Genomic DNA, 23055 nt, shown 5'->3' with positions numbered 1-23055 from the left:
GGCCGCGACCGGGAGGCCTCGCATGAGCCGCTGGACCGGGATGGCCTCCTCCGGGCGGCGCCGCTGGGCGGTGGTGGTCGCCTTGCTCGGGGCCTTCGTGCTGGGCACGCTCATCCTCGCCGGCACCGGCGCCGACCCCCTCAGCGCGTACTCCTCGATCATCACCGGCGCGTTCGGCGCCGACGGCTTCCCCGGCACGCTCGCGTACGCGGTGCCCGTGGTCGGCATGGCCGTCGCGCTGGCGGTCCCGCTCCGGGCGGGCATGGTCAACCTCGGCGGCGAGGGCCAGCTCGTGCTCGGCGCGATCGCCGGCACCGTGATCGGGTTGTCCAGTCCACTGCCCGCCGTGCCGACCGTCATCCTCGCGCTCCTCGGCGGCTCGCTCGCCGGGGCCGCGTACGCCGCGCTCGCCGCGTTCTTCGAGAACAAGCTCGGCGTCCCGCTCCTGGTGAGCACGCTGCTGCTGAGCTACCCGGCGATGTCCTTCGCCTCCTACCTGGTGCGGTTCCCGCTGGCGGACGCCGGTTCGAGCCTGCCCCAGTCGGAACGGCTGCCGGACGGCGTGGCCATCGAGGTCACCGGGATCGGGCTCGTCCTGGTCGCCGTCGCCGCGGTCGCGTACGTGGTGATCGACGCCCGCGCCCCGATCGGCTACGAGATCAGGATGACCGGCCTCGGCGCGCGGTTCGCCGCGTACGCCGGGATCAGCAGGCCACGCCTGACGCTGCGCGTGCTCGCCACCTCCGGCGGCCTCGCCGGGCTGGTCGGCGCGATCATGGTGCTCGGCTTCCCGCACCGGTTCATCGACGGCGCGCTGATCACCCCCACCTACACCTGGATCGGCCTGCTGGCCGCGTTGCTCGCCGGGGCCCACCCGCTGGGCACGGTGATCGCCGCGTTCTTCTTCGCGGCGCTGACCAACGGCGGCTTCGAGGCCGAACGCGTGACGCAGGCCCCCCGCGAACTGACGGCGGTGCTGCAAGCCGTGATCATCATCTTCCTGGCCGCCGCGACCGGGCTGCTCAACCGGCGGAAAGCGGGTGCGCGGTGAACTTCGACCTCGCCCTGCTCTCGTCCGTGCTGCGCGCGGTCACGCCGATCCTGTTCGCCGCGCTGGCCGGGGCACTGTGCCAGCGCGCGGGCGTGTTCAACATCTCGCTCGAAGGCACCATGCTGGTCGGCTGCTTCGCCGCGGTGGCTGGCAGCTGGTTCACCGGCAACCCGTGGCTCGGCGTGCTGGCCGCGGTGCTCGCGTCGGCGGCGTACTCGCTGATCCTGGCGATCGGCTCGGTGGCGCTCGGCGGGGACCCGATCGTGTTGTCGATCGCGATGAACCTGCTGGCCGTCGGCCTGACCGGTTTCCTGCTGCGAACCGTCTTCGGCACCACCGGCAGCTTCAGCGACCCCGGCCTGCGCGGGCTGGACCCGGTGCTGTTCGGGCATTCGCCGCTGGTCTACGCCGCGTGGGTGGCCGTCGCCGTGCTCGCCTTCCTGCTCTACCGCACCACGTGGGGCCTGAAGGTGCGCGGCATCGGTGAGAACGCCGAGGCGGCGGCCAATCTCGGGGTGAACGTGGCCCGCGAGCGCTACCGCGTGATCATCGCCGGCGGTGCGTTGTGCGGGCTCGGCGGCGCGCAACTGGCGCTGGGCAACGTGACGCTGTTCTCCGAGAACATGACCGCCGGACGCGGCTGGATCGCCGTGGTCGCGGTGATGCTCGGCATGGCCGCACCGGTCGGCGTGCTGCTGGCCGCGCTGCTGTTCGGCCTGGCCGAAGGCCTCGGCTTCCGCTTGCAGGGCCTCGGCCTGCCGCAGCAGGCGACCGACGCAGCGCCGTACGTGGTCACCCTGCTGGCCCTGTTTTCCCAGCGGCTCTTCCGCCGCGAAAGGAGCACCACATGACAGGTTCGACGCTGCCGGTCACCGGCATCCCCCGATCGGGGCTGCCCCCGCTGGCGGTGGTGGTCGGCGCGCCACAGCGCGCGACCGACATCGCGGCCCGGCTCGACGACGCCGAACTAGCCGGGGAGAACCGCGAGTACCGCACGTACACCGGTTCCTGGCGCGGGACTCCGGTCACGGTGGCGTCGCACGGGGTCGGCGGACCGGGCGCGGTCTGCTCGTTCGCCGAACTCGCCGAGGCGGGCGTGCACACCTTCCTCCGGCTCGGCACGGCGGGCTCGCTGCGCAAGGACATCCACAGCGGCGACCTGGTGATCGCCGAGGCGGCGGTCCGCGACGACGGCGTCAGCCAGCAGCTCGTGCCCGCGGAGTACCCGGCCTTCGCCACCGCGGAAACCGTTCCGGCGCTGGTCGGCGCGTCCCGCACGCACCAGGTGCCGTTCCACCGCGGCGTGGTCTGGACGCGGGCCGCGTTCTCCCCCGGCGTGCTGCGGCTGCCGATGCGCGAGTACCTCGCCGCCGGCGTGATCGCGATCGAGATGGAGCTTTCGGCACTGTTCGTTTTCGCCGGGTTGAATGGATTGGCGGCGGGTGGTGCGCTGGTGATCGACGGCAACGCGGCGGGCGACGACGTGGGGCCGTCGACCTACGACCCCCACCGCGACGTGGTCGCCGACGGGGTGCACCGGGCCACCGGTGTGGTGCTGGACGCGTTGATCGGGATGGGGCAGGCGGATGAGTGACTGGCAGGCGGTGGCGGCGGAGGTCGCCGAGAAGCTGCGCGGGGACGCGGTCGAGCGGGAGGAACGCGGGGCCGAACCCCGTGCCGAGATCGAGCTGCTGCGGGAGTCCGGCCTGCTGCGCCTGCTCATCCCGGCCGAGCACGGTGGCGCGGGCGGCGACTGGCCACTGGCCCACCGGGTGATCCGGCGGATCGCCGTCGCGGACGGCTCGCTCGGGCACCTGCTCGGGTACCACTACTTCCAGCTGTGGCGCACCAGGCTCTTCGACACCCCGATCGCGGACCGGCTGGAGCGGGACAGCGCGGCGGGCAACTGGTTCTGGGCCGGGGTCAGCAATCCGCGGGACGCCGCGCTCGAACTGCGCCCCGCCGACGGCGGGTTCACCGTGCACGGCCGCAAGTTCTTCGCCACCGGCGCCTCGGTGGCCGACCAACTGATCGTCAGTGGCACTTGGACGGGCAGCGACCGCAAGGCGACCTTCACCCTGCCCGCGCGCACCGAGGGCGTCCGGTTCCTCGGTGACTGGAACAACCTCGGGCAGCGCCTGTCGGCCAGCGGCGGCGTCGAGTTCACCGACGTCTTCGTGCCCGAGACCGAACTGCTCGGCCACCAGCCCGGCGAGGGTGAACCCCGGCGCTGGCGGGATTCGCTGGCCCCGCTGGGTTTCCAGCTGCTGCTCGCCCAGGTGCAGGTCGGCATCGCCGGTGGTGCGCTGGCCGAAGGCGCGCGCTACACCAGTGAGAGCTCCCGCGCCTGGCCACTGTCTGGTGTGGACAGAGCAGCCGACGACCCGCACGTGCTGGCCGCCTACGGCACGCTGGCCTCCCGGCTGACCGCGGCGGAACTGCTGGTGGACGCGGCGGCCGCGGCGTTCGACGACGCCGCGCGCGAGATCGACGAGCACAAGCGCGGCGAACTCGGCATCCTGCTGTCCAAGGCGAAGGTGGTCAGCACCGAGGTGGCGCTGGAGATCGGCAACCGGGTCTTCGAGCTGACCGGCGCGCGGGCCACCGGCGCGAAGTACGGCATGGACCGGTTCTGGCGCAACGCCCGCACGCTGACCCTGCACGATCCGGTCGCCTACAAGGCCACCGAGGTCGGCCGGAACCTGCTCGACGGCGAGTTCCCGCCGGTCACCGGGTACAGCTGATGGCCACCCCGATCCTGGCCGACAGCGTGCGCCTGGCCGACGACGGCGTGCACATCCTCGACCGGCGGGTGTTCCCGTTCGAGCGGGTGTGGGTGCACTGCCGCACGGTCGAGGAGGTGGCCAAGGCGATCGAGGACATGGTCACCCAGTCCTCCGGCCCGTACTTCGCGGCGTTGTGGGGCATGGTGCTGGCCGCGCGCGCGGCCGCGGACCTGCCCCGGGACGAGGCGCGGGCGGCGCTGGGGGTGGCGGGCGACCGGCTGATCGCCAGCCGGTCGACGAACAACCACCTCGGCAAGGCCGTGCGCGCCGTGCTGTCCGAAGTGGACAAAGACGACGGCGATGTCGTCGAGTCGGCACTCCGGGGCGCCCGGGCCGGGGACGAGCTGTACCGCGCCCGCAGCCGCGCGCTCGGTGAGTACACAGTGGACCTGCTACCGGACGGCGCCAGGGTGCTCACGCACTGCTGGGCCGATCTGTACCTGACCGAGACCGTGGCCGCGGCCCAGCGGCGCGGCAAGGAGCTGAGCTTCTTCTGCACCGAAACGCGCCCGTACCTGCAGGGCGCCCGGCTGACCGCGGAAACGCTGGCGGAGATGGGCGTGCCGACCACGCTGGTCACCGACGGCATGGGGGCCTCGCTGTTCAGCCAGGGCCTGGTGGACGCGCTGGTCACCGCCGCGGACCGGGTCAGCATGGACGGGCACGTGGTCAACAAGATCGGCACGCTCGGCCTGGCGGTGGCCGCCAAGGCGTTCGGCGTGCCGTTCCACGCCCAGGTGCAGGCCCCCGACCGCGCCGCGCCGACCGCCGCCGACGTCCCGATCGAATACCGCGACGGCGACGACGTCCTGCACACCCTGGGGCGGCGGACCGCGAGCACCCGCGTCCAGGGCCTCTACCCCGCCTTCGACGTGACGCCGCCGGAGTTCGTCACCACCGTGGTCACCGACCGTGGTCCACTGGGCCCGGCGCACCTGAACCAGTACTACGAGCAAGTAGAACCGTGACGACCGCTTCACCACTTACATCGCGAGGTCGCGCCGAGGGCTGGACTGAGGTGCGTCAGGCCGCCCAGCGGTCTGACGTGCCGAGGGAAGCCCTCGGCTTCCCGGCGACCTCGCCCGCCGCGCCGAAGGCGCGGCCGACGACAAGGAGAATCGTGAGCGAGCAGCTGACCACCCGCTGGGTGGTCCTCGACATCGAAGGCACGCTGACCGCCACCAGCCAGGTCCACGTGGTGCTCTACGACTACGCCCGGCCCCGGCTCGGCCCGTGGATCGACGAGCACCCGGAGGACCCGCGGGTCACCGAGGCGGTCGAGGCGACCCGCACCGAGGGCGGCCTGCCCGCCGACGCGGGTACCGGGGAAGTGGTGCGCGTACTGCATTCCTGGATGGACGAGGACAAAAAAGCCGCCCCGCTCAAGACCTTGCAGGGACTGATCTGGGAACAGGGTTACGCCCGAGGGGAACTGACCTCGGAGTACTTCCCGGACGTGGTCCCGGCGCTGCGGGCGTGGCGCGACCGCGGCCTGGCGCTGGCCGTGTTCTCCTCCGGCTCGGTGCCCGGCCAGATCGCCTCCTTCTCCAACACCACCGAGGGCGATCTGCGCCCGTTCTTCCAGCACCACTTCGACACGGTGAACGCGGGCCCGAAGCGCGAAGCCGCCTCCTACCACGCCATCGCGCACGGCCTCGGCGACCCGCTGCCCTCGGAGATCCTGTTCCTCTCCGATGTCCCGGCCGAACTGGACGCCGCGAAGACCGCGGGCTGGCAGGTCGTCGGCCTGGCGCGGTCCGGCGAGCCGTACGAGAAGGCCGACTTCGGCCTGCACCGCACGGTGGCTTCGTTCGACGACCTTGAAATCGGGCTCGGATGAGCGTGCTCGACCTGGCCGGACGCGCACTCGCCACCGAATCCGCGCGCTACGAGGCGATGGGCTGGATGCGCGGCACCTCGGGCAACCTCTCGGTCACGCTCTCCCGGGATCCGCTGCGGCTGGCGGTCACCGCGAGCGGGCTGGACAAGGGCGCGCTGACCGCGAAGGACGTGGTCGAAGTGGACGCCGACGGCCAGGCCGTGCCCGGCCAGGACCAGGCGCCGTCGGCCGAAGCGGGCCTGCACGCGCGGATCGCCGGGGTGGCCGGCGCGGGCGCGGTGGTGCACGTCCACGCGATGGCGCCGGTGCTCGCCGCCGAGTTCTGGCCGGACGGCGTCGAACTGCGCGACCTGGAGATGCTCAAGGGCTTCGGCCGCCGCGCGCACGACGACCTGGTCACCGTGCCGGTGGTGCCGAACGACCAGGACATGCGCGTGCTCGGGGACGCCTTCGAAGCCGGGTTCCGCGCCGACACCCCGGCGCTGATCGTCGCGCGGCACGGCATCTACGTCTGGGGCGACGACCTCGCCCACGCCCGCCAGCGCCTCGAGTGCCTCGAATGGCTGCTCCGCTTCAGAACCCGCTTGTACCGTGCATTCGAGGGGTCTCCCCAGTGAGAACAGGTGAAAGGTGGCCATCATGACCCTGCTGACCGTCTGGGCGGAGCAAGATCCCGCCACGGTGCTCCGGCGCACCACCGACGCCGAGGAGATCGGCGCCGTGCTGGGCGAGCTGGGGGTCAAGTTCGACCGGTGGCCGGTGCGGGAGCTGCCCGCCACGCCGACCGAGGAGCAGGTGCTCGACGCCTACCGCGCCGAGGTCGACGAGGTGATCCGCACCGAGGGCTACACCTTCGTCGACGTCAAGAGCCTCAGCCCGGAGGATCCCGGCGCGGCCGAAGCGCGGGCGAAGTTCCTCAGCGAGCACACCCACGACGACGACGAGGACCGCTTCTTCGCGCGCGGCTCCGGCGTGTTCTACCTGCACCTGGCGGGGAAGGTGCACGCCGTGCTGTGCACCGCGGGCGATCTGCTCAGCGTGCCGGCGAAGACCACGCACTGGTTCGACATGGGCACGAAGCCGGATTACGTGTCCATTCGGTTCTTCCACGATACAGATGGCTGGGTCGGGGATTTCCTGGAGAAATCCATCGCGGATCGCTTCCCGCCGATGGACGAGCTGACCCGCGAGGGTGACTCGGCTCTCAAGACGAACTCGACGCCAAGTCCGTAAACTGCTGCGAAGCCAGTAGCCACACATGGAGGTAGGGCGTGCCCGAAGCAGCCAGCGCGAGCCAGGGCGGACCGGTGACGAAGGTGCTGGTCGCCAACCGCGGCGAAATCGCGGTACGGGTCATCCGAGCGGCCAAGGACGCGGGCATCGCCAGCGTCGCGGTCTACGCCGATCCCGATCGCGACGCACCCCACGTCCGGCTGGCCGACGAAGCCTTCGCACTGGGCGGGACCACCGCGGCGGAGAGCTACCTGGTCTTCGACAAGCTGCTCGACGTCGCCGCCCGCTCGGGCGCCGACGCGGTGCACCCCGGTTACGGCTTCCTCTCCGAGAACGCCGACTTCGCGCAGGCCGTGCTGGACGCCGGGCTGACCTGGATCGGCCCAACCCCGCAGGCCATCCGCGACCTCGGCGACAAGGTGACCGCGCGGCACATCGCGCTCAAGGCCGGCGCGCCGCTGGTGCCGGGCACCAAGGAGCCGGTGGCCGGAGCCGAGGAGATCATCGCCTTCGCCGAGGAGCACGGGCTGCCGGTGGCCATCAAGGCCGCGTTCGGTGGTGGTGGCCGCGGGCTGAAGGTGGCCAGGACCATCGAGGAGATCCCCGAGCTGTTCGAGTCGGCCACCCGCGAGGCGGTGGCGGCGTTCGGCCGCGGTGAGTGCTTCGTGGAGCGCTACCTGGACAAGCCGCGCCACGTCGAGGCGCAGGTGCTGGCCGACCAGCACGGCAACGTGATCGTGGTCGGCACGCGTGACTGCTCGCTCCAGCGGCGGCACCAGAAGCTGGTGGAGGAGGCCCCCGCGCCCTTCCTCTCCGACGAGCAGCGCGCCACCATCCACAGCTCGGCGAAGGCCATCTGCGCCGAGGCGCAGTACTCCGGCGCCGGCACGGTCGAGTACCTGGTCGGCACCGACGGCACCATCTCCTTCCTGGAGGTGAACACCCGCCTGCAGGTGGAGCACCCGGTGTCCGAGGAGACCACCGGCCTCGACCTGGTGCGCGAGCAGTTCGCCATCGCGCGCGGCGAGAAGCTGCGCTTCACCGAGGACCCGGAGCCGCGCGGCCACTCGATCGAGTTCCGCATCAACGGCGAGGACGCCGGCCGCAACTTCCTGCCCGCGCCCGGCACGGTGACCAACTTCGTCGCGCCGAGCGGTCCCGGTGTCCGCGTCGACTCGGGCGTCGAGTCCGGCAGCGTGATCGGCGGGCAGTTCGACTCGATGCTGGCGAAGCTGATCGTCACCGGTTCCGACCGGGAGAACGCGCTGGAGCGCAGCCGCCGCGCACTGGACGAGCTGGTCGCCGAGGGCCTGGCCACGGTGATCCCGTTCCACCGCGCGATCGTGCGCGACCCGGCGTTCATCGGCGACGGCACGACGTTCAGCGTGCACACCCGCTGGATCGAGACCGAGTTCGACAACCAGATCGAGCCGTTCACCTCCCCGGCCGAGGTCGAGGACGAGGAGCAGCCGCGGCAGAACGTGGTGGTCGAGGTCGGCGGGCGGCGGCTGGAGGTCAGCCTGCCCGGCAACCTGGCCCTCGGTGGTGGCGGTGGCGCCGGTGCCGCGGTGGCCAAGGCCAAGCCGCGCAAGCGCAGCGGCGGCGGCAAGACCGCGGTCAGCGGCGACGCGGTGACCGCGCCGATGCAGGGCACCATCGTCAAGGTCGCGGTCGAAGAGGGCCAGCAGGTCGAGGCCGGTGAGCTGATCGTGGTGCTGGAGGCGATGAAGATGGAGAACCCGGTCACCGCGCACAAGTCGGGCACGGTCACCGGCCTGACCGCGGAGGTCGGCGCGGCGGTCTCCCAGGGCACCGCGCTGCTGGAGCTGAAGGACTGACCCGCCCGCCAGCCCACCACCACCCTCAACGGAAGCGCTGCGCGCTCGGCCTCGATTCCAACCGTAGACTCGTCCCATGGGTGACAACCCGGGCGAGATGCGGCTGAGCAACGCCGAGCGGCAGGAGGCGCTGGACGCGCTCGAAGAGCACGTCCGCACCGGCAGGCTCGACGTGGACGAGTACGCCGACCGCTCGGCGAAGGTCACCGTGGCCACCCGGCGCGGGGAGCTGGAACCGCTGTTCGCGGACCTCCCCGCGCCGCACCCGAGCGTGCTCAGCCGCGAGCTGTTCACCCCGTCGATCACCGGCCCGGCGCCGCGGCTGACCCCGGCCCAGGCGCTGGCCGCGAAGGCGGTGCCGATCACCGCGGTGATCGCGCTGGTCCTCTTCTTCACCGTGGCGCGCGGCTTCTGGCCGGTGTTCCTGCTGCCCGCGGCCGCCGCCCTGCTGGCTGGCGGCTTCCAGCGCGGCAATCGACGTGGGTAGTTCATCCACCGATCGGTGGATGGGGATTGACGAGATCGCCGACCTTTCACCCAGTTTTCCGCTGCGATGATGAATCGCGGGAAACGGGAGGTGAGGATGTTGGTCGGAGTGCTGCCGAGAACGCTGTCCCGCCGCGACGAGCGGCGTGCGGGCTGCGTGTTCGCCGCGGTCGGGCTCGCCGGGCTGGCCATCTCGGCCGTCTGGCACGTGCTCACCGCCCCCGACGCGACCACCGCCACCAGCACGCTCGTGCTGATCGGCGCGGCCACCCTCTGGATGCCGCTGGTGATCTGGGTGTTCCCCCGCCGGACGTCGACCCCGGGGCTGGTGGTGCTCTACTACCTCGGCTTCCTCGCACTGGCCACCGCGCTGAGCCCGCGCGGCGACGGCTTCGCGGTGTTCGCCTCGGTCGGCTACCCGCTGGCCTTCGGCCTGCTCACGCCCCGGATGAGCTTCTTCGGCGTGGCCGCGACCGCGATCCTGCCGATGGTCGCGCGCGGCGGCACGGACGGCCCGACCTGGGTGACCCTGGTCTCGGTGGCCGCGCCCCTGCTCTACGCGGGCTGGGTGGTCGGCTCGGAGAGCGAGAAGCGCCGCAAGTCCAACGCCCAGCTCGAAGAAGCCAACGCCAAGCTGGAAACCGCGCTGGAGGAGAACGCCGGACTGCACGCCCAGCTGCTCAGCCAGGCCAGGGAAACCGGCGTGCTCGACGAACGCCAGCGCATGGCCGGGGAAATCCACGACACCATCGCCCAGGGCCTGGCCGGGATCATCACCCAGTTGCAGGCCGCCGAACGCAGCGGTGCCGACGCCGAACGACGCCAGCGCCACCTCGACAACGTGCACGCCCTGGCCAGGGAGAACCTGACCGAGGCGCGGCGCTCGGTGCGCGCGCTCCGCCCGGAACGCCTGGCCGACTCCCGCCTGCCGGACGCGATGGCCGAACTCGGCCGCACCTGGACCGACACCTCCGGTGTGCCGGTCAAGGTGGAGGTCACCGGCGACCCGCGCCCGCTGCTGCCGGACCTGGAGGTCACCCTCTACCGCGTCGCGCAGGAGGCGCTGACCAACACCGGCAAGCACGCGAAGGCCAGCCGCGTCGCGCTCACCTTGTCCTATGTGGACGACGTGGTGATGCTGGACGTGCGCGACGACGGCGTCGGCTTCACCCCGGGAGCGCCGTCGGACAGCGGCGGGTTCGGCCTGTCCGGCATGCGCCAGCGGGTGCAGCGCGTGGCGGGCACGCTCGCCGTGGAGAGCACCCCCGGCGAAGGCACCACGATCAACGCCCAGCTACCGGCCATCGTCACCGCGAACGGAGAGCCCACATGATCAGGCTGCTGCTGGTGGACGACCACCCGATCGTCCGGGACGGCCTGCGTGGCGCGTTCGTCGGCGAGACCGACCTGGAGATCGCCGGCGAGGCCGCCGACGGCGCCGAAGCGCTGGTGCTGGCGGGCGCGCTCGCCCCGGACGTGGTGCTGATGGACCTGCGCATGCCGCGGATGGACGGGGTGTCCGCGATCCGCGAACTCCGCGAGATCGCGCCGCACACCAAGGTGCTGGTGCTGACCACCTTCGACTCCGAGGCCGACGTGCTGCCCGCGATCGAAGCGGGTGCCACCGGTTACCTGCTCAAGGACGCGCCCACCGCCGAACTCCTGCGCGCGGTGCGCGCGGCGGCCAAGGGCGAGTCGGTGCTCTCACCGACGGTGGCGGTCAAGCTGCTCGGCCAGATGCGGGCGCCCGCGCCGAAGAACACGCTGACCAAGCGCGAGATGGAGGTGCTCGAACTGGTCGCCGACGGGGCCACCAACCGGATGGCCGCGGCGAAGCTGTTCATCAGCGAGGCCAGCATCAAAACGCACCTGCTGCACATCTACGCGAAGCTGGAGGTGCGCGACCGCGCGGCGGCGGTCGGCGAGGCGTACCGGCGCGGCCTGCTGAGCTGATCGGCGCGGGTATCTTCATCGCGTGGAACCGGTGGAGATCAACGCGGGCACGTACTACCTGCGGCAGTTGCGCGCGGACGACCTGATGGACGACCGGCCCGCGCTGGTGGAGGCGTTCGGCGATCCGGTGCACCGCCGGTACGTGCCGAACTACCCGATCGACACGCTCGAAGAAGCCGGGGAGTACGTGGCGCTGCGGGCGCGGGAGTGGGCCGACGGCACGCGCTGCTCGTGGGCCATCGCCGAGCCGACCACCGGCGACCTGCTCGGGGAGGTCGGGCTGAAGCAGGTCGACCTGACCGCGGGCACCGCCGAGGCGGCGATCTGGGTGCACCCGCGCGGGCGTGGCAAGGGGATCGGCACGCTGGCCGTGGCCGCGGCGCTGCGGTTCGGGTTCGGGGCGCTGGACCTGAAGCTGGTCGAATACCGGCACGCCGAGACGAACGAGGCGTCGGCGAAGATCGCGCGGCGCTGCGGGTTCACGCACATCGGTGAAGCCGTGGTGCCGACCGCGGGCGAGAAGGACCTGGTGTGGACAAAAGCTTCTTCCTGAACCGCGTGCTCGAGGTCTTCGACGAGTACGCCGGGCGGGTCCTGTTCCGTCACTCCACAATGGACCTGACGTACGCGGAAGCCGGGCAGCGCCTGCGACGGCTGCACGCCGCGCTGCCTCCACTGGACGGCCGGACCGTCGCGATCGCCGCGGGCAACGAGCCGGACGCGGTGCTCACCCAGCTGGCCGCGCAACTGCGTGGGGGCCGGGTGCTGCTGATCGCCGCGTCCGCCGCGCCTTCCGACCGCCAGGCCGCGCTCGACGCGGCTGACGCCGTCCTGCTGGACCCCGCTTCGCTGGACGCGGATCCGGTCGAGATCGAGCTGCCCGAACGCGCCGAGACGGTGTTCACCTCGGGCGGCACCACCGGCCCGCCCAAGCTGATCCGGCACTCCGGCACGTACGAGGGCATGGTGCACGTCTTCCACCCCGATCCGGCGGGCCCGAACCGGATCCTGGTGGTCGCGCCGATCTCGCACCTGACCGGGAACGCCGCGGTGCTCGGCGCCCTGCTCTGCGGGGACACCGTGGTGCTGCACGACGGTTTCGAGCCCGGTGCGGTGGTCGCCGCGCTGGCCGGGGACCGGATCACCCGGTTCAGCCTGACCCCGGCGCGGCTCGGCGCGCTGCTGGACCACCCGGGGCTCGCCGAGGCCGACCTGAGCGCGTTGCGCGCGGTCTCGCTCGGCGCCAGCCCGTTGCCGGTGCACCGGCTGGAGCAGGCGCTGGCGGTGTTCGGCCCGATCGTCGGCCAGGGGTACGGCCTGACCGAGGCGCCGATGATCGCCACCATCACCGCGGCCGAGTACGAGGGGCACCCTTCGCGACTCGCCTCAGTCGGCCGCATCGTGCCCGGCATGCGCGCCCGCGTCGCCGAGGACGGCGAGGTGCTGGTGCAGGGACTGTCCTTGATGGACGGTTACCTGGACCGGCCGTTCGACCAGGAGTGGCTGCGCACCGGCGACCTCGGGGAGTTCGACGAGGACGGTTACCTCTACCTGCACGGCCGCTCGGACGACGTGATCATCACCGGCGAACACGGCACGAAGGTCCACCCGGCGCGGGTGGAGGAGGCGCTGGGTGCGCACCCCCGCGTGCGGCAGTCAGCCGTCCTCGGACGGTCCACTCCGGACGGTGTTGTGCTGCACGCCATGGTGGTCGCCGAGGGCCCGGTGACCGCCTCGGTGTTGCGTGCTCACGTGGCCACCACGCTGGGGCAGCCGCACTTCGTCCCGGCCACCGTGGAGTTCGTTGCCGAGCTACCACTCACCCACATCGGCAAGCTCGACCGGAAACGTCTGCAGTGAATGTGGCTTTCACAGCGTCTGACGCTGTGAAAGCCACATTCACTGCACTCAGCTGACCGGTTCGGTCAGGCGGATACGGGCTAGCTGACGGGTTCGGTCAGGCGCGAGCGGGCTTCGGGGGCGGCGTTGCGGCGTTCGTCGGCGGCCTCGTCGTTCGGCTGCGACTGGGAGTCCCGTTCGGCTTCGACCCGGGCGATGTACACCTCGACCTCGCGTGCGGTCTCCTCATCGGACCACCCGAGCACCTCGCCCATCAGCTTCGCGACCTGCCGCGCGCAGTCCACCCCGCGGTGCGGGTACTCGATCGAGATGCGCGTCCGCCGGGCCAGCACGTCCTCCAGGTGCAGCGCACCCTCGTGGCTGACCGCGTACACCGCCTCCACGCCCAGGTAGTCCGGCGCGGCTTCGAGCGGCTTGAGCAGTTCGGGACGCCCCTCGCCGAGCGCGAGCACCTCGTGCACCAGCGAGCCGTAGCGGTCGAGCAGGTGCCGCACGCGGTACGGGTGCAGGCCGTGCTGCGCGGCCAGGTGGTCCGCCTGGTTGACCAGCGCGTGGTACCCGTCGGCGCCGAGCAGCGGCACCTTGTCGGTGATCGACGGCTGCGGGCGCCCGGGCAGGTCCACCGCCGCGGCCTCGACGGCGTCCGCCGCCATCACCCGGTAGGTGGTGTACTTGCCCCCCGCGATGGCGACCAGCCCCGGCGCCACCCTGGCCACCGCGTGCTCGCGCGAGAGCTTCGAGGTCTCCTCGCTCTCCCCGGCCAGCAGCGGCCGCAGCCCGGCGTACACGCCCTCGATGTCGTCGTGCGTGAGCGGCGTGGCCAGCACGGTGTTGACGTGTTCGAGCAGGTAGTCGATGTCGTGCTTGGTGGCCGACGGGTGCGCGAGGTCCAGGTTCCAGTCGGTGTCGGTGGTTCCCACGATCCAGTGGTTGCGCCAGGGGATGACGAACAACACGGACTTCTCGGTGCGCAGGATCATGCCCGACTCCGAGACGATCCGGTCGCGCGGCACCACGATGTGCACGCCCTTGCTGGCGCGCACGCGGAACCGGCCGCGGCTGCCGGACAGCCGCTGCAGTTCGTCCGTCCACACCCCGGTGCAGTTGATCACCGCGCTGGCCTGGATGTCGGTCTCGCGGCCGTCCTCGACGTCGCGCACGCGCACGCCGGAGATCCGGTCGGCCTCCCGCAGGAAGCGCACCACCTGGGTGGACGTGCGGACCACCGCGCCGTAGTGCGCGGCGGTGCGGGCCACCGTCATGGTGTGCCGCGCGTCGTCGGCCTGCGCGTCGTAGTAGCGGATGCCGCCGATCAGCGCGTCCCGCTTGAGCGCGGGCACCATGCGCAGCGCCCCCGCCCTGGTCAGGTGCTTCTGCCCGGGCACCGACCGCGCGCCGCCCATGGTGTCGTACATGAACAGCCCGGCCGCGGTGTACGGCCGCTCCCAGACGCGCTTGGTCAGCGGGTAGAGGAAGCTCACCGGCTTGACCAGGTGCGGGGCGAGCCGCGTGAGCATCAGCTCGCGCTCGCGCAGCGCCTCGCGCACCAGCCCGAATTCCAGCTGTTCGAGGTACCTCAACCCACCGTGGAACAGCTTGCTGGACCGGCTCGACGTGCCGGAGGCGAGGTCCCGAGCCTCGACCAGCGCCACGCGCAGCCCGCGCGTCGCCGCGTCGAGCGCCACCCCGGCGCCCACCACGCCACCGCCGATGACCACCAGGTCGAAGCTCTCCCCGCCCAGTCGCCGCCATGAGTCCTCACGGGTCCGCGGCCCCAGTTCGGCTTGGCCAGCCCCGCGTGCAGAATCGGTCACCGCATCCTCCTCGACATGCTCGCCGTCCAGCATGTCACGTCTTCAAGCGCCCGCATCCCGGCGAGCGTCCGAGTGTGACTGAGCAGTCTTCCGGCGGTTCACCTGATCTTGAAAAATTGACGCCGTTCGCGCCTGGAAGGTTCGACTACCAACTAGTAGCGTTCCCATGATCGTGGGTCGGCAACGGCGCCGTGGCACGCCGTGATCGACCCTGCGCGCGAAGTGTCCGTTGTGGAGGGACGAGATGGCAGCTGGGGAAATTTTCATCTGGGAGCTGATCGGCACGGCGGTGCTGATCCTGCTCGGTAACGGTGTCGTGGCGAACCACGTGCTGCGCAAGAACAACGGGCACAACACCGGCTTCCTTTTTGTCAACATCGGCTGGGCCTTCGCCGTGTTCGCCGGCGCCAGCATCGCCGCGCCCAGTGGCGCGCACCTCAACCCGGCGGTGACCCTCGGCCTCGCGGTCGCCGGGAAGACCGCGTGGGCCGACGTGCCGATCTACTTCCTCGCGCAGATGCTCGGCGCGATCATCGGCGCGGCGCTGTGCTGGGCCACCTACAAACTGCAGTTCGACGACCACCCCGAGCCGGAGAACACGCTCGGCATCTTCTCCACCGCGCCGCAGATCCCGCACAAGGTGTGGAACCTGGTGACCGAGATCATCGGCACCTTCGTGCTGGTGGCCTGGATCCTGCTCAGCCCGGTGGTCAAGGCGGGCGACGGCGGGGTGCCGGACTTCGGCAACTCGGCGCTGGGCTACGCCGGCGTCGCCTTCGTGGTGCTGGTGATCGGCACCTCGCTCGGCGGGCCGACCGGCTACGCCATCAACCCCGCCCGTGACCTCGGCCCGCGCATCGCCTACGCCTTCCTGCTGCCGATCCGCAGCAAGGCCAACCCGAACTGGGGCTACTCCTGGGTTCCGGTGCTCGGCCCGCTGGTCGGCGGGGCACTCGCGGCCCTACTGTTCCTCGTGCTGCCGACGGCCGCCTGACCCCACTGACACCGGAGAGTTGAAGCGAAATGACTTCCTACGTCGCCGCGATCGACCAGGGCACCACGTCCACCCGCATGATGATCTTCAACCACGCCGGCCGCTCGATCGCGGTGGACCAGCGTGAGCACGAGCAGATCTTCCCGCAGGCGGGCTGGGTCGAGCACAACGCCGAGGAGATCTGGGAGAACACCCGCGCGGTCGCCGCCGGCGCACTGGCCAAGGCGGACATCACCGCCGCCGACATCACCGCGGTCGGCATCACCAACCAGCGCGAGACCACGCTGGTCTGGGACCGCAAGACCGGCAAGCCGGTGTACAACGCGATCGTCTGGCAGGACACCAGGACCGACAAGATCGTCGAGGAGCTGGGCGCGCTCGGTGGCGGGCAGGAGCGCTACCGCGCCAAGACCGGGCTGCCGCTGGCCACCTACTTCTCCGGGCCGAAGATCAAGTGGATCCTGGACAATGTGGACGGTGCGCGCGCCCGCGCCGAGGCCGGTGACCTGCTGTTCGGCAACATGGACACCTGGGTGCTGTGGAACATGACCGGCGGCCCCGAGGGCGGCGTGCACGCGACCGACCCGACCAACGCCTCGCGCACCCTGCTGATGGACCTGGACACGCTGTCCTGGGACGCCTCGATCGCCGAGGACATGGGCATCCCGCTGTCCATGCTGCCGGAGATCCGGTCCTCCTCGGAGGAGTTCGGCAAGGTCCGCGAGCGCGGCGCGCTGGCCGGGGTGCCGATCGCCGGCATCCTCGGTGACCAGCAGGCGGCCACCTTCGGGCAGGCGTGCCTGTCCCCCGGTGAGGCCAAGAACACCTACGGCACCGGCAACTTCGTGCTGCTGAACACCGGTACCGAGAAGGTGCTCTCGGAGAACGGCCTGCTCACCACGGTCTGCTACAAGATCGGTTCGAACGACACGGTGTACGCGCTGGAGGGTTCGATCGCGGTCACCGGTTCGCTGGTGCAGTGGCTGCGCGACAACCTCGGCATGATCGGCTCGGCCGCGGAGATCGAGGAGCACGCCCGCAAGGTCGAGGACAACGGCGGCACCTATTTCGTGCCCGCGTTCTCCGGCCTGTTCGCGCCGTACTGGCGGTCCGACGCCCGCGGCGCGATCGTCGGCCTCACCCGGTTCGTGAACAAGGGCCACCTGTGCCGGGCGGTGCTGGAGGCCACGGCCTTCCAGACCCGCGAGGTCATCGACGCGATGAACGCCGACTCCGGGGTCGAGCTGACCTCGCTGAAGGTGGACGGCGGCATGGTGGTCAACGAGCTGCTCATGCAGTTCCAGGCGGACATCCTCGGCGTGCCGGTGATCCGGCCGGTGGTCAACGAGACCACCGCGCTCGGCGCCGCCTACGCGGCTGGCCTGGCGGTCGGCTTCTGGAAGAGCGAGGACGACATCCGCACCAACTGGGCCAAGGACAAGGAGTGGACGCCGGAGCTCGACGCGGACACCCGCGAGGGCCAGTACAAGAACTGGAAGAAGGCCGTCACCAAGACCTTCGACTGGGTGGAGTGAGCCCGGCTGCCTGGTCGGCCTCAGCCCGCGCTGGGGCCGATCAGGCAGAACGACACCACCTTGGTCGGTCCGCCTCAGCCCGCGCTCGGGCCGACCAGGCAGAACGACACGCCCTGGTTGTCGGTCACCGCGGCCAGCCGCCCGTCCGGTGAGTCGAACGGCGGGTTCAGCACGCTGCCGCCGAGTTCCCGCACCTTCTCGGTGCTTTCGTCGGCGTCCGCGACGGCGAAGTAGGTCACCCAGTGCGCGGGCACCTCACCCGGCACGTCGGCGGGCAGTTCGGCCAGTCCGCCCACCGCCTCCCCGCCCAGGGTGAGCGCGGTGTAGCTGAACCCCGGCGCGGACAGGTCCGCCGAGCCGTAGCCGAAGATCCCGGTGTAGAAGGCCGCGGCGGCGGTCACGTTCGCGGTGAAGCAGTCGTTCCACACCAGCGCGCCGGGCTCGTCGGTGACCTGGGCGCCGATCCGCGCCCCGGCCTGCCACAGCCCGAACACCGCGCCGCTCGGGTCACCCACCACGGCGAACCGGCAGTCGTTCCCGACTTCGGTGGCCGGCCGGAGGACGCGGCCACCGGCGCCGGTGATCGCGCGCAGCGTGGCGTCGAGATCGGGCACGGCGAAGTAGGTGGTCCACACCGCGGCGGTCTCCGGACCGGTCCGCTCCCCGATCCCGGACACCTCGCGTCCCCCGATCGTGCAGCGCAGCCGGCCGGCCCGGTGTTCGAACTCCCACCCGAACAACTGTCCGTAGAATTCCTTGGCCTTGGTCAGGTCGGAAATCATCAGATCGACCCAGCACGGCATGCCGCGCGGCCACGGTGAATAACGAATGGGCATCCCGAGCTCCCGCCGTTGACCCTGCTACGCCGGGATTTTCTAGCACACCACCCACCATTTTCCACCCACTCGAAATGCGGGCGTGTTTCGCCGCGGTCCGCGATAAACGAACCGAATTCGGGACGGCGAAAATGGGCGGCGGGTCAGTCCAGGTCGTCGTGGCGCATGAGCTGGCGGCCCGCCTCGGTGATCGACCCGGACAGCGACGGGTACACCGAGAAGGTGAGCGCCAGGTGCTCCACGGTGAGCTGGTTCTGCACGGCCAGCGCGATCGGCAGGATCAGCTCGCTCGCCGTCGGCGCCACCACCACGCCGCCGACCACCACCCCGGTCGCCGGGCGGCAGAACAGCTTGACGAAACCGCGGCGCAGCCCCTCCATCTTGGCGCGGGCGTTGGTGGCCAGCGGCAGCATGATGGTGCGGGCGGGCACCTCGCCGGAGTCGATCGCCTGCTGGCTGATGCCGACGGTGGCGATCTCCGGGTGGGTGAACACGTTCGCCGCGACCGTCTTCAGCTTGATCGGGGCCACGCCCTCGCCGAGCGCGTGCCACATCGCGATGCGGCCCTGCATGCTGGCGACCGAGGCGAGCATCAGCACGCCGGTGCAGTCACCGGCGGCGTAGATGCCGGAGACGTTGGTGCGCGAGACCCGGTCGACGGTGATGAAGCCGCCGGGGCCGGGCTCGATACCGACGGTCTCCAGGCCGATGTCGGTGGTGTTCGGGATCGAGCCGACGGTCATCAGCGCGTGGCTGGCCTCGATCACCCGGCCGTCGGCGAGGTGCACCAGCACGCCGTCGGCGGTGCGCTCGACGCGGTCGGCCCTGGCGTGCTTGACCACCGTGGTGCCGCGCTGGGAGAAGACCTCCTCCAGCACCGCGGCGGCGTCGGCGTCCTCGTGCGGGAGCACGCGGTCGCGGCTGGAGACGACGGTGACCTTGACGCCCATCTCGGTGTAGGCGGAGGCGAACTCGGCGCCGGTGACACCGGAGCCGATGACGGCGAGGTGCTCGGGCAGTTCGGGCAGGTCGTAGAGCTGGCGCCAGTCGAGGATGCGCTCGCCGTCGGGCACCGCGCCCGGCAGCACGCGCGGGGTGGCGCCGGTGGCGATGAGGACGACGTCGGCGTCGAGCACCTCTTCGTCGCCGTTGTCGGCCTTGACCGCGACCTTGTGGGTGGCCAGGCCGGGCTCCTCGTCGCAGAAGCGGGCGGTGCCGGTGATCACCCGGACGCCCTCGCGCTGCACCCTGGCCCGAATATCAGCCGATTGGGCGAGCGCCAGGCCCCGGACGCGCCCGTGCACGGTGTGCAGATCGACGCTGGTGTCGGCCAGATCGGTGGCGATGCCGAGCTCGTGCAGCCCGTGCAGGCTGGCGCGCGCCCCGGAGGAGGCGATGAACGTCTTCGACGGCACGCAGTCGTACAGCACGCAGGCGCCGCCCAGGCCATCGCGCTCGACCACGGTCACGTTGGCGCCGTGCTGCGCGGCCACCAGCGCGGCCTCGTAGCCCGCGGGTCCGCCGCCCATGATGACGATCCTGGTCACCTGTGCTCTCCTCCTTCTGTGCGCCGTGGGTCACCGGCTCGCGCTCACCGTACGCGGAGGACCGTTCGTCCGGTCGAGTGGCCGGACACGCGGAGTGCGTCCGCTTCGGCGGCGGAAGGTCGCTAGGCTGTCGCCGTGCCCTTGTATGCCGCGTACGGGTCCAACATGGATCCCAACCAGATGATGCAGCGCGCGCCGCACTCGCCGATGGCGGGGACCGGCTGGCTCGAAGGCTGGCGGCTCACCTTCGGCGGCGAGGACATCGGCTGGGAAGGCGCGCTGGCGACGATCGTCGAGGCCCCGGATTCCCGGGTTTTCGTGGTGCTCTACGACGTGCTCCCCCAGGACGAGGCCCGGCTGGACCGCTGGGAGGGCGGCGAGCTGGGAATGCACAACAAGATCCGGCTGCGCGTGCAGACCCTGGAGGGTTCGGTGCTCGCGTGGTTGTACGTGCTCGACGCCTACGAAGGCGGCCTGCCGTCGGCGCGGTACCTGGGCGCCCTGGCCGATGCGGCCGAAGCGGCCTCGGCCCCGGCGGACTACGTGGAAGCCCTGCGGACGCGGCCCTGTACGGGCATCACCCCCTGATTTCTCCGCGCTGGCCGGGCCCCTCGTTCGGGTAGGGGAGTTCTACGTGCGTACGGGCTCATGCGGCGAGTCCGCCTTGGGTGAGGGCGGCATGCAGATCGGAGAGGAAGTGCACCGGGGCCCGCAGATCGGCGGCGGTGGGCCGGAGAATCGTCCAGCCGCGGCGCCATAGGTCCTCGTCCTGGGCAGCGGCAGCCTCGCGAGCAACAGCGGCCGCCTCGCGAGCAGCAGCAGTCGCCTCGCGAGCAGCATCGATCTCGTCAGCGCGAGCCTCCCCGGCGGCGGTCCCGGGCTCAGCGGCGGCGGTCCCGGGAGCAGCGGAGGGTCCGGGGGCAAGGGTGGGCTCGGGGGCCGGGGCGGGCTCTGGGGCGAGGGCCACTCGGGCATCTGGCCAGGCCAGCGGTAAGTGGTACAGGGTCCGACCGGCAGAACCCCGGATCGGGAAGTGTGCGACGGGCCGCGGCCAGCCTGCATCGACGGTGAGCAGGAGCACCCGGCTTTCCAGGGGCGACCTCGTCAGGCCGGTACCCAGGTCCACCAGGAAGCGCGCCCGCGCCCGGCCGCCCGAGTCCGGGCGCGCCATGATCCTGGCCAGCACGCTGGTCCGGAGGCCCTCGCGCCGGGAGGGTGGGCAAGATGCCAGCGCCTCCTCCAGACAGGCGAAGCCGCGGTCCCGGCTCAACAGCTCGGCCAGTGCGAAATCCGGGGTCATCGCTCGAAGGCCGGCATGCACGTCGACGTCGATTTCGGAGAACTCGGCGCTGTGGATAACCAGGCCCGGTCTTCGCCGGACCGGGCGGGGATCCGGTACCAGGACCTCGACCCACCGGCCCGCGGCGGAGGTGAACCCGGCCAGTGCGAAGACCGAGTCGCCGGTCAGCGCGGCCTGGGGGCCGGCGTGCAGCAGAGCGGCGGCGGCCCGCGTGCGGAACTCCGCGAACCGCCGGCGTTCTACCAGTACAGAGGCCGAATAGCGGGACAACCAGCCCTGCGCGAGCGCGGCTCGGACGCGCTCGACGCCGATCGTGGCTTCGAGCGCCGAACGCTGGTGGGCGCCGTGGCTGCCCTCGGGAAACGGGAACATGGGTCCACCGTCACACCGGGTGGGGGTGGGAGCCAAGGGCTTGTGGGCAAGCCTGTGGATAACCCGGGGGATGTGGACAACTCAGGCGAGCGCCCACCCTCGGCGAACACCAACCTTCGGCAAGCGCCGAGGATGGGCGAGCACCAGCCCCAGCCGAGCACCAACGTCCGGCGAGCACCGACCTCCGCCGAGCGCCAACGTCCGGCGAGCACCGACCTCCGGCGAGCACCAACCTCCGAGCGCCAACATCCGGTGAGCATCAGCCGAGCACCGAGCACCGACCGCAGCCGAGCGCCAGCCTCAGGCCAACGCCGCCAGTGCCGTGTGCACCATCACCCGCGCCCCGGCCAGCAGAGCCCGTTCGTCCAGTTCGAACGTCGGCTGGTGCAGGTCGCGCATCGGGCCCTCGCCCGGCCACACGCCCAGCCGCGCGAACGCGCCCGGCACGTGCTCCAGGTACCACCCGAAGTCCTCCCCACCCGAAGACTGCTCGGTCGCCGCGTGCGAGTCCTCGCCCAGCGCGGCCTCCACCCCGGCGCGCAGCACGTCGGTGGACAGCGGATCCGACACCACCGGCGGCACCCCCCGCCGGTAGTCCAGCTGGAACCCCACCCCGGTCGGCGCCAGCAGCGACTCCACCGCCGCCGCGACCAGCGGTTCCAGCGCGCTCCACACCTCGTGGTCCGCCGTCCGCAGGGTGCCGCGCAGCAGCCCCTCCTGCGGCACGGCGTTCGCCGCCTCGCCGGCGTGCACCGCGCCCCACACCAGCACCGTGCCCGACCGCGGGTCGACCCGCCGGGACAGCACCGAGGGCAGCGAGGTGATCACCGTGCCCAGCGCGTGCACCAGGTCGGCGGTCAGGTGCGGGCGCGAGGTGTGCCCACCCGGCGAGGTCAGCCGCAGCTCGATCAGGTCGGCGGCCGAGGTCAGCGCGCCGACCCGGGTACCGACCTTGCCGACCGGCAGCCGCGGGTCGCAGTGCAGCCCGAAGATCCGGCCGACGCCGTTGAGCGCACCGGCCGCGATGGCGTCCAGCGCCCCACCGGGCATGACCTCCTCGGCGGGCTGGAAGATCAGCCGCACCCGGCCGGGCAGCTCGGGCGCCGAGTTCAGCGCCAGCGCCGCGGCCAGCAGGATCGTGGTGTGCGCGTCGTGCCCGCAGGCGTGCGCCACGCCGTCCACGGTGGAGGCGTACGGCAGCCCGGTGGCCTCGGTCAGCGGCAGCGCGTCCATGTCGGCGCGCAGCGCCACGCAGCGCGGCCCGTCGCCGATGTCGCACAGCACGCCCGTGCCGCCCGGCAGCACCTGCGGCTTCAACCCGGCCGAGCTGAGCACCTTCAGCACCAGCTCGGTGGTGGCGAACTCGCGCCGCGACAGCTCCGGGTGCGCGTGGATGTGCCGCCGCCAGGCGATCACGTCGGCCGCGTTCTTCTCGAGCCACTCGTCCAGCCAGAACGGACCACGGCCACTTCCGACATCTCCCACGGGTGCCATGCTGACCCCATCCGAGGACAGCAGCGCGGCGGGGCCACCGGATGGGGCACCTTCACCACCGCTGTGATCCCCGGGGATGTCCCATCGGGAGTCGAGCACTGTCACGCCGCACCGCC

22 protein-coding genes are annotated in these 23055 nt (G+C 71.5%); 17 read left to right on the top strand and 5 right to left on the bottom strand.

The features are described 5' to 3' along the window. Positions 1–22 precede the first annotated feature (22 nt). The 14 genes from JYK18_RS16975 to JYK18_RS16910 all read left to right on the top strand — a co-directional run bounded on the left by JYK18_RS16975 (position 23) and on the right by JYK18_RS16910 (position 13047). Complete coding sequence (locus tag JYK18_RS16975) at positions 23–1051, top strand: ABC transporter permease (RefSeq protein ID WP_242579204.1); 1029 nt, start codon at positions 23–25, stop codon at positions 1049–1051. After that, entirely contained in the window at positions 1048–1902 is an 855-nt protein-coding gene (locus tag JYK18_RS16970) for an ABC transporter permease (RefSeq protein WP_206802967.1), read from the top strand. Before JYK18_RS16975 ends, JYK18_RS16970 begins: the two co-directional genes overlap by 4 nt. Then, entirely contained in the window at positions 1899–2645 is a 747-nt protein-coding gene (locus JYK18_RS16965; RefSeq protein ID WP_206802966.1) for a nucleoside phosphorylase, read from the top strand. The genes JYK18_RS16970 and JYK18_RS16965 overlap by 4 nt, the downstream gene beginning before the upstream one ends. Continuing rightward, positions 2638–3795, top strand: a complete 1158-nt coding sequence (locus tag JYK18_RS16960; protein ID WP_206802965.1) for an acyl-CoA dehydrogenase family protein — start codon at positions 2638–2640, stop codon at positions 3793–3795. The genes JYK18_RS16965 and JYK18_RS16960 overlap by 8 nt, the downstream gene beginning before the upstream one ends. Next, positions 3795–4805, top strand: coding sequence for a s-methyl-5-thioribose-1-phosphate isomerase (locus JYK18_RS16955; protein ID WP_206802964.1), 1011 nt, complete (start codon positions 3795–3797; stop codon positions 4803–4805). The genes JYK18_RS16960 and JYK18_RS16955 overlap by 1 nt, the downstream gene beginning before the upstream one ends. Positions 4806–4957: 152 nt before the next feature. After that, entirely contained in the window at positions 4958–5677 is a 720-nt protein-coding gene (mtnC, locus tag JYK18_RS16950) for an acireductone synthase (RefSeq protein WP_206802963.1), read from the top strand. Then, entirely contained in the window at positions 5674–6294 is a 621-nt protein-coding gene (gene mtnB / locus JYK18_RS16945) for a methylthioribulose 1-phosphate dehydratase (RefSeq protein WP_206802962.1), read from the top strand. The genes mtnC and mtnB overlap by 4 nt, the downstream gene beginning before the upstream one ends. Positions 6295–6316: 22 nt before the next feature. Then, on the top strand, positions 6317–6910 hold the full coding sequence (locus JYK18_RS16940; RefSeq protein ID WP_206802961.1) for an acireductone dioxygenase: 594 nt from the start codon (positions 6317–6319) through the stop codon (positions 6908–6910). Between the two features lie 38 nt (positions 6911–6948). Continuing rightward, on the top strand, positions 6949–8748 hold the full coding sequence (locus JYK18_RS16935; protein WP_206802960.1) for an acetyl/propionyl/methylcrotonyl-CoA carboxylase subunit alpha: 1800 nt from the start codon (positions 6949–6951) through the stop codon (positions 8746–8748). Between the two features lie 97 nt (positions 8749–8845). Continuing rightward, on the top strand, positions 8846–9235 hold the full coding sequence (locus JYK18_RS16930) for a DUF1707 domain-containing protein (RefSeq protein ID WP_206804286.1): 390 nt from the start codon (positions 8846–8848) through the stop codon (positions 9233–9235). Between the two features lie 96 nt (positions 9236–9331). Then, positions 9332–10567 (top strand): sensor histidine kinase, encoded by a 1236-nt coding sequence (locus tag JYK18_RS16925; protein ID WP_242579200.1) that lies wholly within the window; start codon positions 9332–9334, stop codon positions 10565–10567. Next, the gene (locus tag JYK18_RS16920) at positions 10564–11187 is read left to right on the top strand and encodes a response regulator transcription factor (RefSeq protein ID WP_206802958.1); all 624 of its coding nucleotides are present in this window, start codon (positions 10564–10566) and stop codon (positions 11185–11187) included. The genes JYK18_RS16925 and JYK18_RS16920 overlap by 4 nt, the downstream gene beginning before the upstream one ends. Positions 11188–11209: 22 nt before the next feature. Next, positions 11210–11740, top strand: a complete 531-nt coding sequence (locus tag JYK18_RS16915) for a GNAT family N-acetyltransferase (protein ID WP_206802957.1) — start codon at positions 11210–11212, stop codon at positions 11738–11740. Then, complete coding sequence (locus tag JYK18_RS16910; protein WP_307795929.1) at positions 11719–13047, top strand: fatty acid--CoA ligase family protein; 1329 nt, start codon at positions 11719–11721, stop codon at positions 13045–13047. Before JYK18_RS16915 ends, JYK18_RS16910 begins: the two co-directional genes overlap by 22 nt. Positions 13048–13127: 80 nt before the next feature. On the opposite strand, the gene JYK18_RS16905 is transcribed toward JYK18_RS16910, so the two are convergent. Then, positions 13128–14894 (bottom strand): glycerol-3-phosphate dehydrogenase/oxidase, encoded by a 1767-nt coding sequence (locus JYK18_RS16905; RefSeq protein ID WP_242579198.1) that lies wholly within the window; start codon positions 14892–14894, stop codon positions 13128–13130. A gap of 211 nt (positions 14895–15105) precedes the next feature. On the opposite strand from JYK18_RS16905, the gene JYK18_RS16900 reads away from it, so the two are divergent. Together JYK18_RS16900 and glpK are read left to right on the top strand one after the other, a co-directional pair. Then, positions 15106–15855, top strand: a complete 750-nt coding sequence (locus JYK18_RS16900) for an MIP/aquaporin family protein (RefSeq protein ID WP_206802956.1) — start codon at positions 15106–15108, stop codon at positions 15853–15855. 29 nt (positions 15856–15884) lie between these two features. Beyond that, positions 15885–17390: a glycerol kinase GlpK gene (gene glpK / locus JYK18_RS16895; RefSeq protein ID WP_206802955.1), complete on the top strand. Its 1506-nt coding sequence runs from the start codon at positions 15885–15887 to the stop codon at positions 17388–17390. Between the two features lie 74 nt (positions 17391–17464). Here glpK and JYK18_RS16890 read toward each other — a convergent pair whose 3' ends face one another. Together JYK18_RS16890 and JYK18_RS16885 are read right to left on the bottom strand one after the other, a co-directional pair. After that, complete coding sequence (locus tag JYK18_RS16890) at positions 17465–18172, bottom strand: VOC family protein (RefSeq protein WP_242579197.1); 708 nt, start codon at positions 18170–18172, stop codon at positions 17465–17467. A 197-nt stretch (positions 18173–18369) separates the two neighbouring features. After that, entirely contained in the window at positions 18370–19773 is a 1404-nt protein-coding gene (locus tag JYK18_RS16885) for an NAD(P)H-quinone dehydrogenase (protein WP_206802953.1), read from the bottom strand. A gap of 135 nt (positions 19774–19908) precedes the next feature. Between JYK18_RS16885 and JYK18_RS16880 the strand changes: the two genes are divergently transcribed. Continuing rightward, positions 19909–20361, top strand: a complete 453-nt coding sequence (locus JYK18_RS16880; RefSeq protein ID WP_206802952.1) for a gamma-glutamylcyclotransferase family protein — start codon at positions 19909–19911, stop codon at positions 20359–20361. A gap of 58 nt (positions 20362–20419) precedes the next feature. Here JYK18_RS16880 and JYK18_RS16875 read toward each other — a convergent pair whose 3' ends face one another. After that, positions 20420–21445, bottom strand: coding sequence for a hypothetical protein (locus tag JYK18_RS16875; protein WP_206802951.1), 1026 nt, complete (start codon positions 21443–21445; stop codon positions 20420–20422). A 300-nt stretch (positions 21446–21745) separates the two neighbouring features. Beyond that, entirely contained in the window at positions 21746–23044 is a 1299-nt protein-coding gene (locus JYK18_RS16870; RefSeq protein WP_206802950.1) for a M20 family metallopeptidase, read from the bottom strand. Positions 23045–23055 lie beyond the last annotated feature (11 nt).

It is taken from the genome of Amycolatopsis sp. 195334CR, from assembly GCF_017309385.1.
In the GTDB taxonomy this organism is placed as follows: domain Bacteria; phylum Actinomycetota; class Actinomycetes; order Mycobacteriales; family Pseudonocardiaceae; genus Amycolatopsis.
The sequence above is the reverse complement of the archived record's forward strand: the minus strand, read 5'-3'. Positions and strand labels throughout refer to the sequence as shown.

Coding starts and splice junctions, on each gene's coding strand:
- JYK18_RS16975 (WP_242579204.1), top strand. CDS start 23: ATGAGCCGCTGGACCGGGATGGCCTCCTCCGGGCGGCGCCGCTGGGCG.
- JYK18_RS16965 (WP_206802966.1), top strand. CDS start 1,899: ATGACAGGTTCGACGCTGCCGGTCACCGGCATCCCCCGATCGGGGCTG.
- JYK18_RS16960 (WP_206802965.1), top strand. CDS start 2,638: ATGAGTGACTGGCAGGCGGTGGCGGCGGAGGTCGCCGAGAAGCTGCGC.
- JYK18_RS16955 (WP_206802964.1), top strand. CDS start 3,795: ATGGCCACCCCGATCCTGGCCGACAGCGTGCGCCTGGCCGACGACGGC.
- mtnB (WP_206802962.1), top strand. CDS start 5,674: ATGAGCGTGCTCGACCTGGCCGGACGCGCACTCGCCACCGAATCCGCG.
- JYK18_RS16940 (WP_206802961.1), top strand. CDS start 6,317: ATGACCCTGCTGACCGTCTGGGCGGAGCAAGATCCCGCCACGGTGCTC.
- JYK18_RS16930 (WP_206804286.1), top strand. CDS start 8,846: ATGCGGCTGAGCAACGCCGAGCGGCAGGAGGCGCTGGACGCGCTCGAA.
- JYK18_RS16925 (WP_242579200.1), top strand. CDS start 9,332: ATGTTGGTCGGAGTGCTGCCGAGAACGCTGTCCCGCCGCGACGAGCGG.
- JYK18_RS16920 (WP_206802958.1), top strand. CDS start 10,564: ATGATCAGGCTGCTGCTGGTGGACGACCACCCGATCGTCCGGGACGGC.
- JYK18_RS16905 (WP_242579198.1), bottom strand. CDS start 14,894: ATGCTGGACGGCGAGCATGTCGAGGAGGATGCGGTGACCGATTCTGCA.
- JYK18_RS16900 (WP_206802956.1), top strand. CDS start 15,106: ATGGCAGCTGGGGAAATTTTCATCTGGGAGCTGATCGGCACGGCGGTG.
- glpK (WP_206802955.1), top strand. CDS start 15,885: ATGACTTCCTACGTCGCCGCGATCGACCAGGGCACCACGTCCACCCGC.
- JYK18_RS16890 (WP_242579197.1), bottom strand. CDS start 18,172: ATGATTTCCGACCTGACCAAGGCCAAGGAATTCTACGGACAGTTGTTC.
- JYK18_RS16875 (WP_206802951.1), bottom strand. CDS start 21,445: ATGTTCCCGTTTCCCGAGGGCAGCCACGGCGCCCACCAGCGTTCGGCG.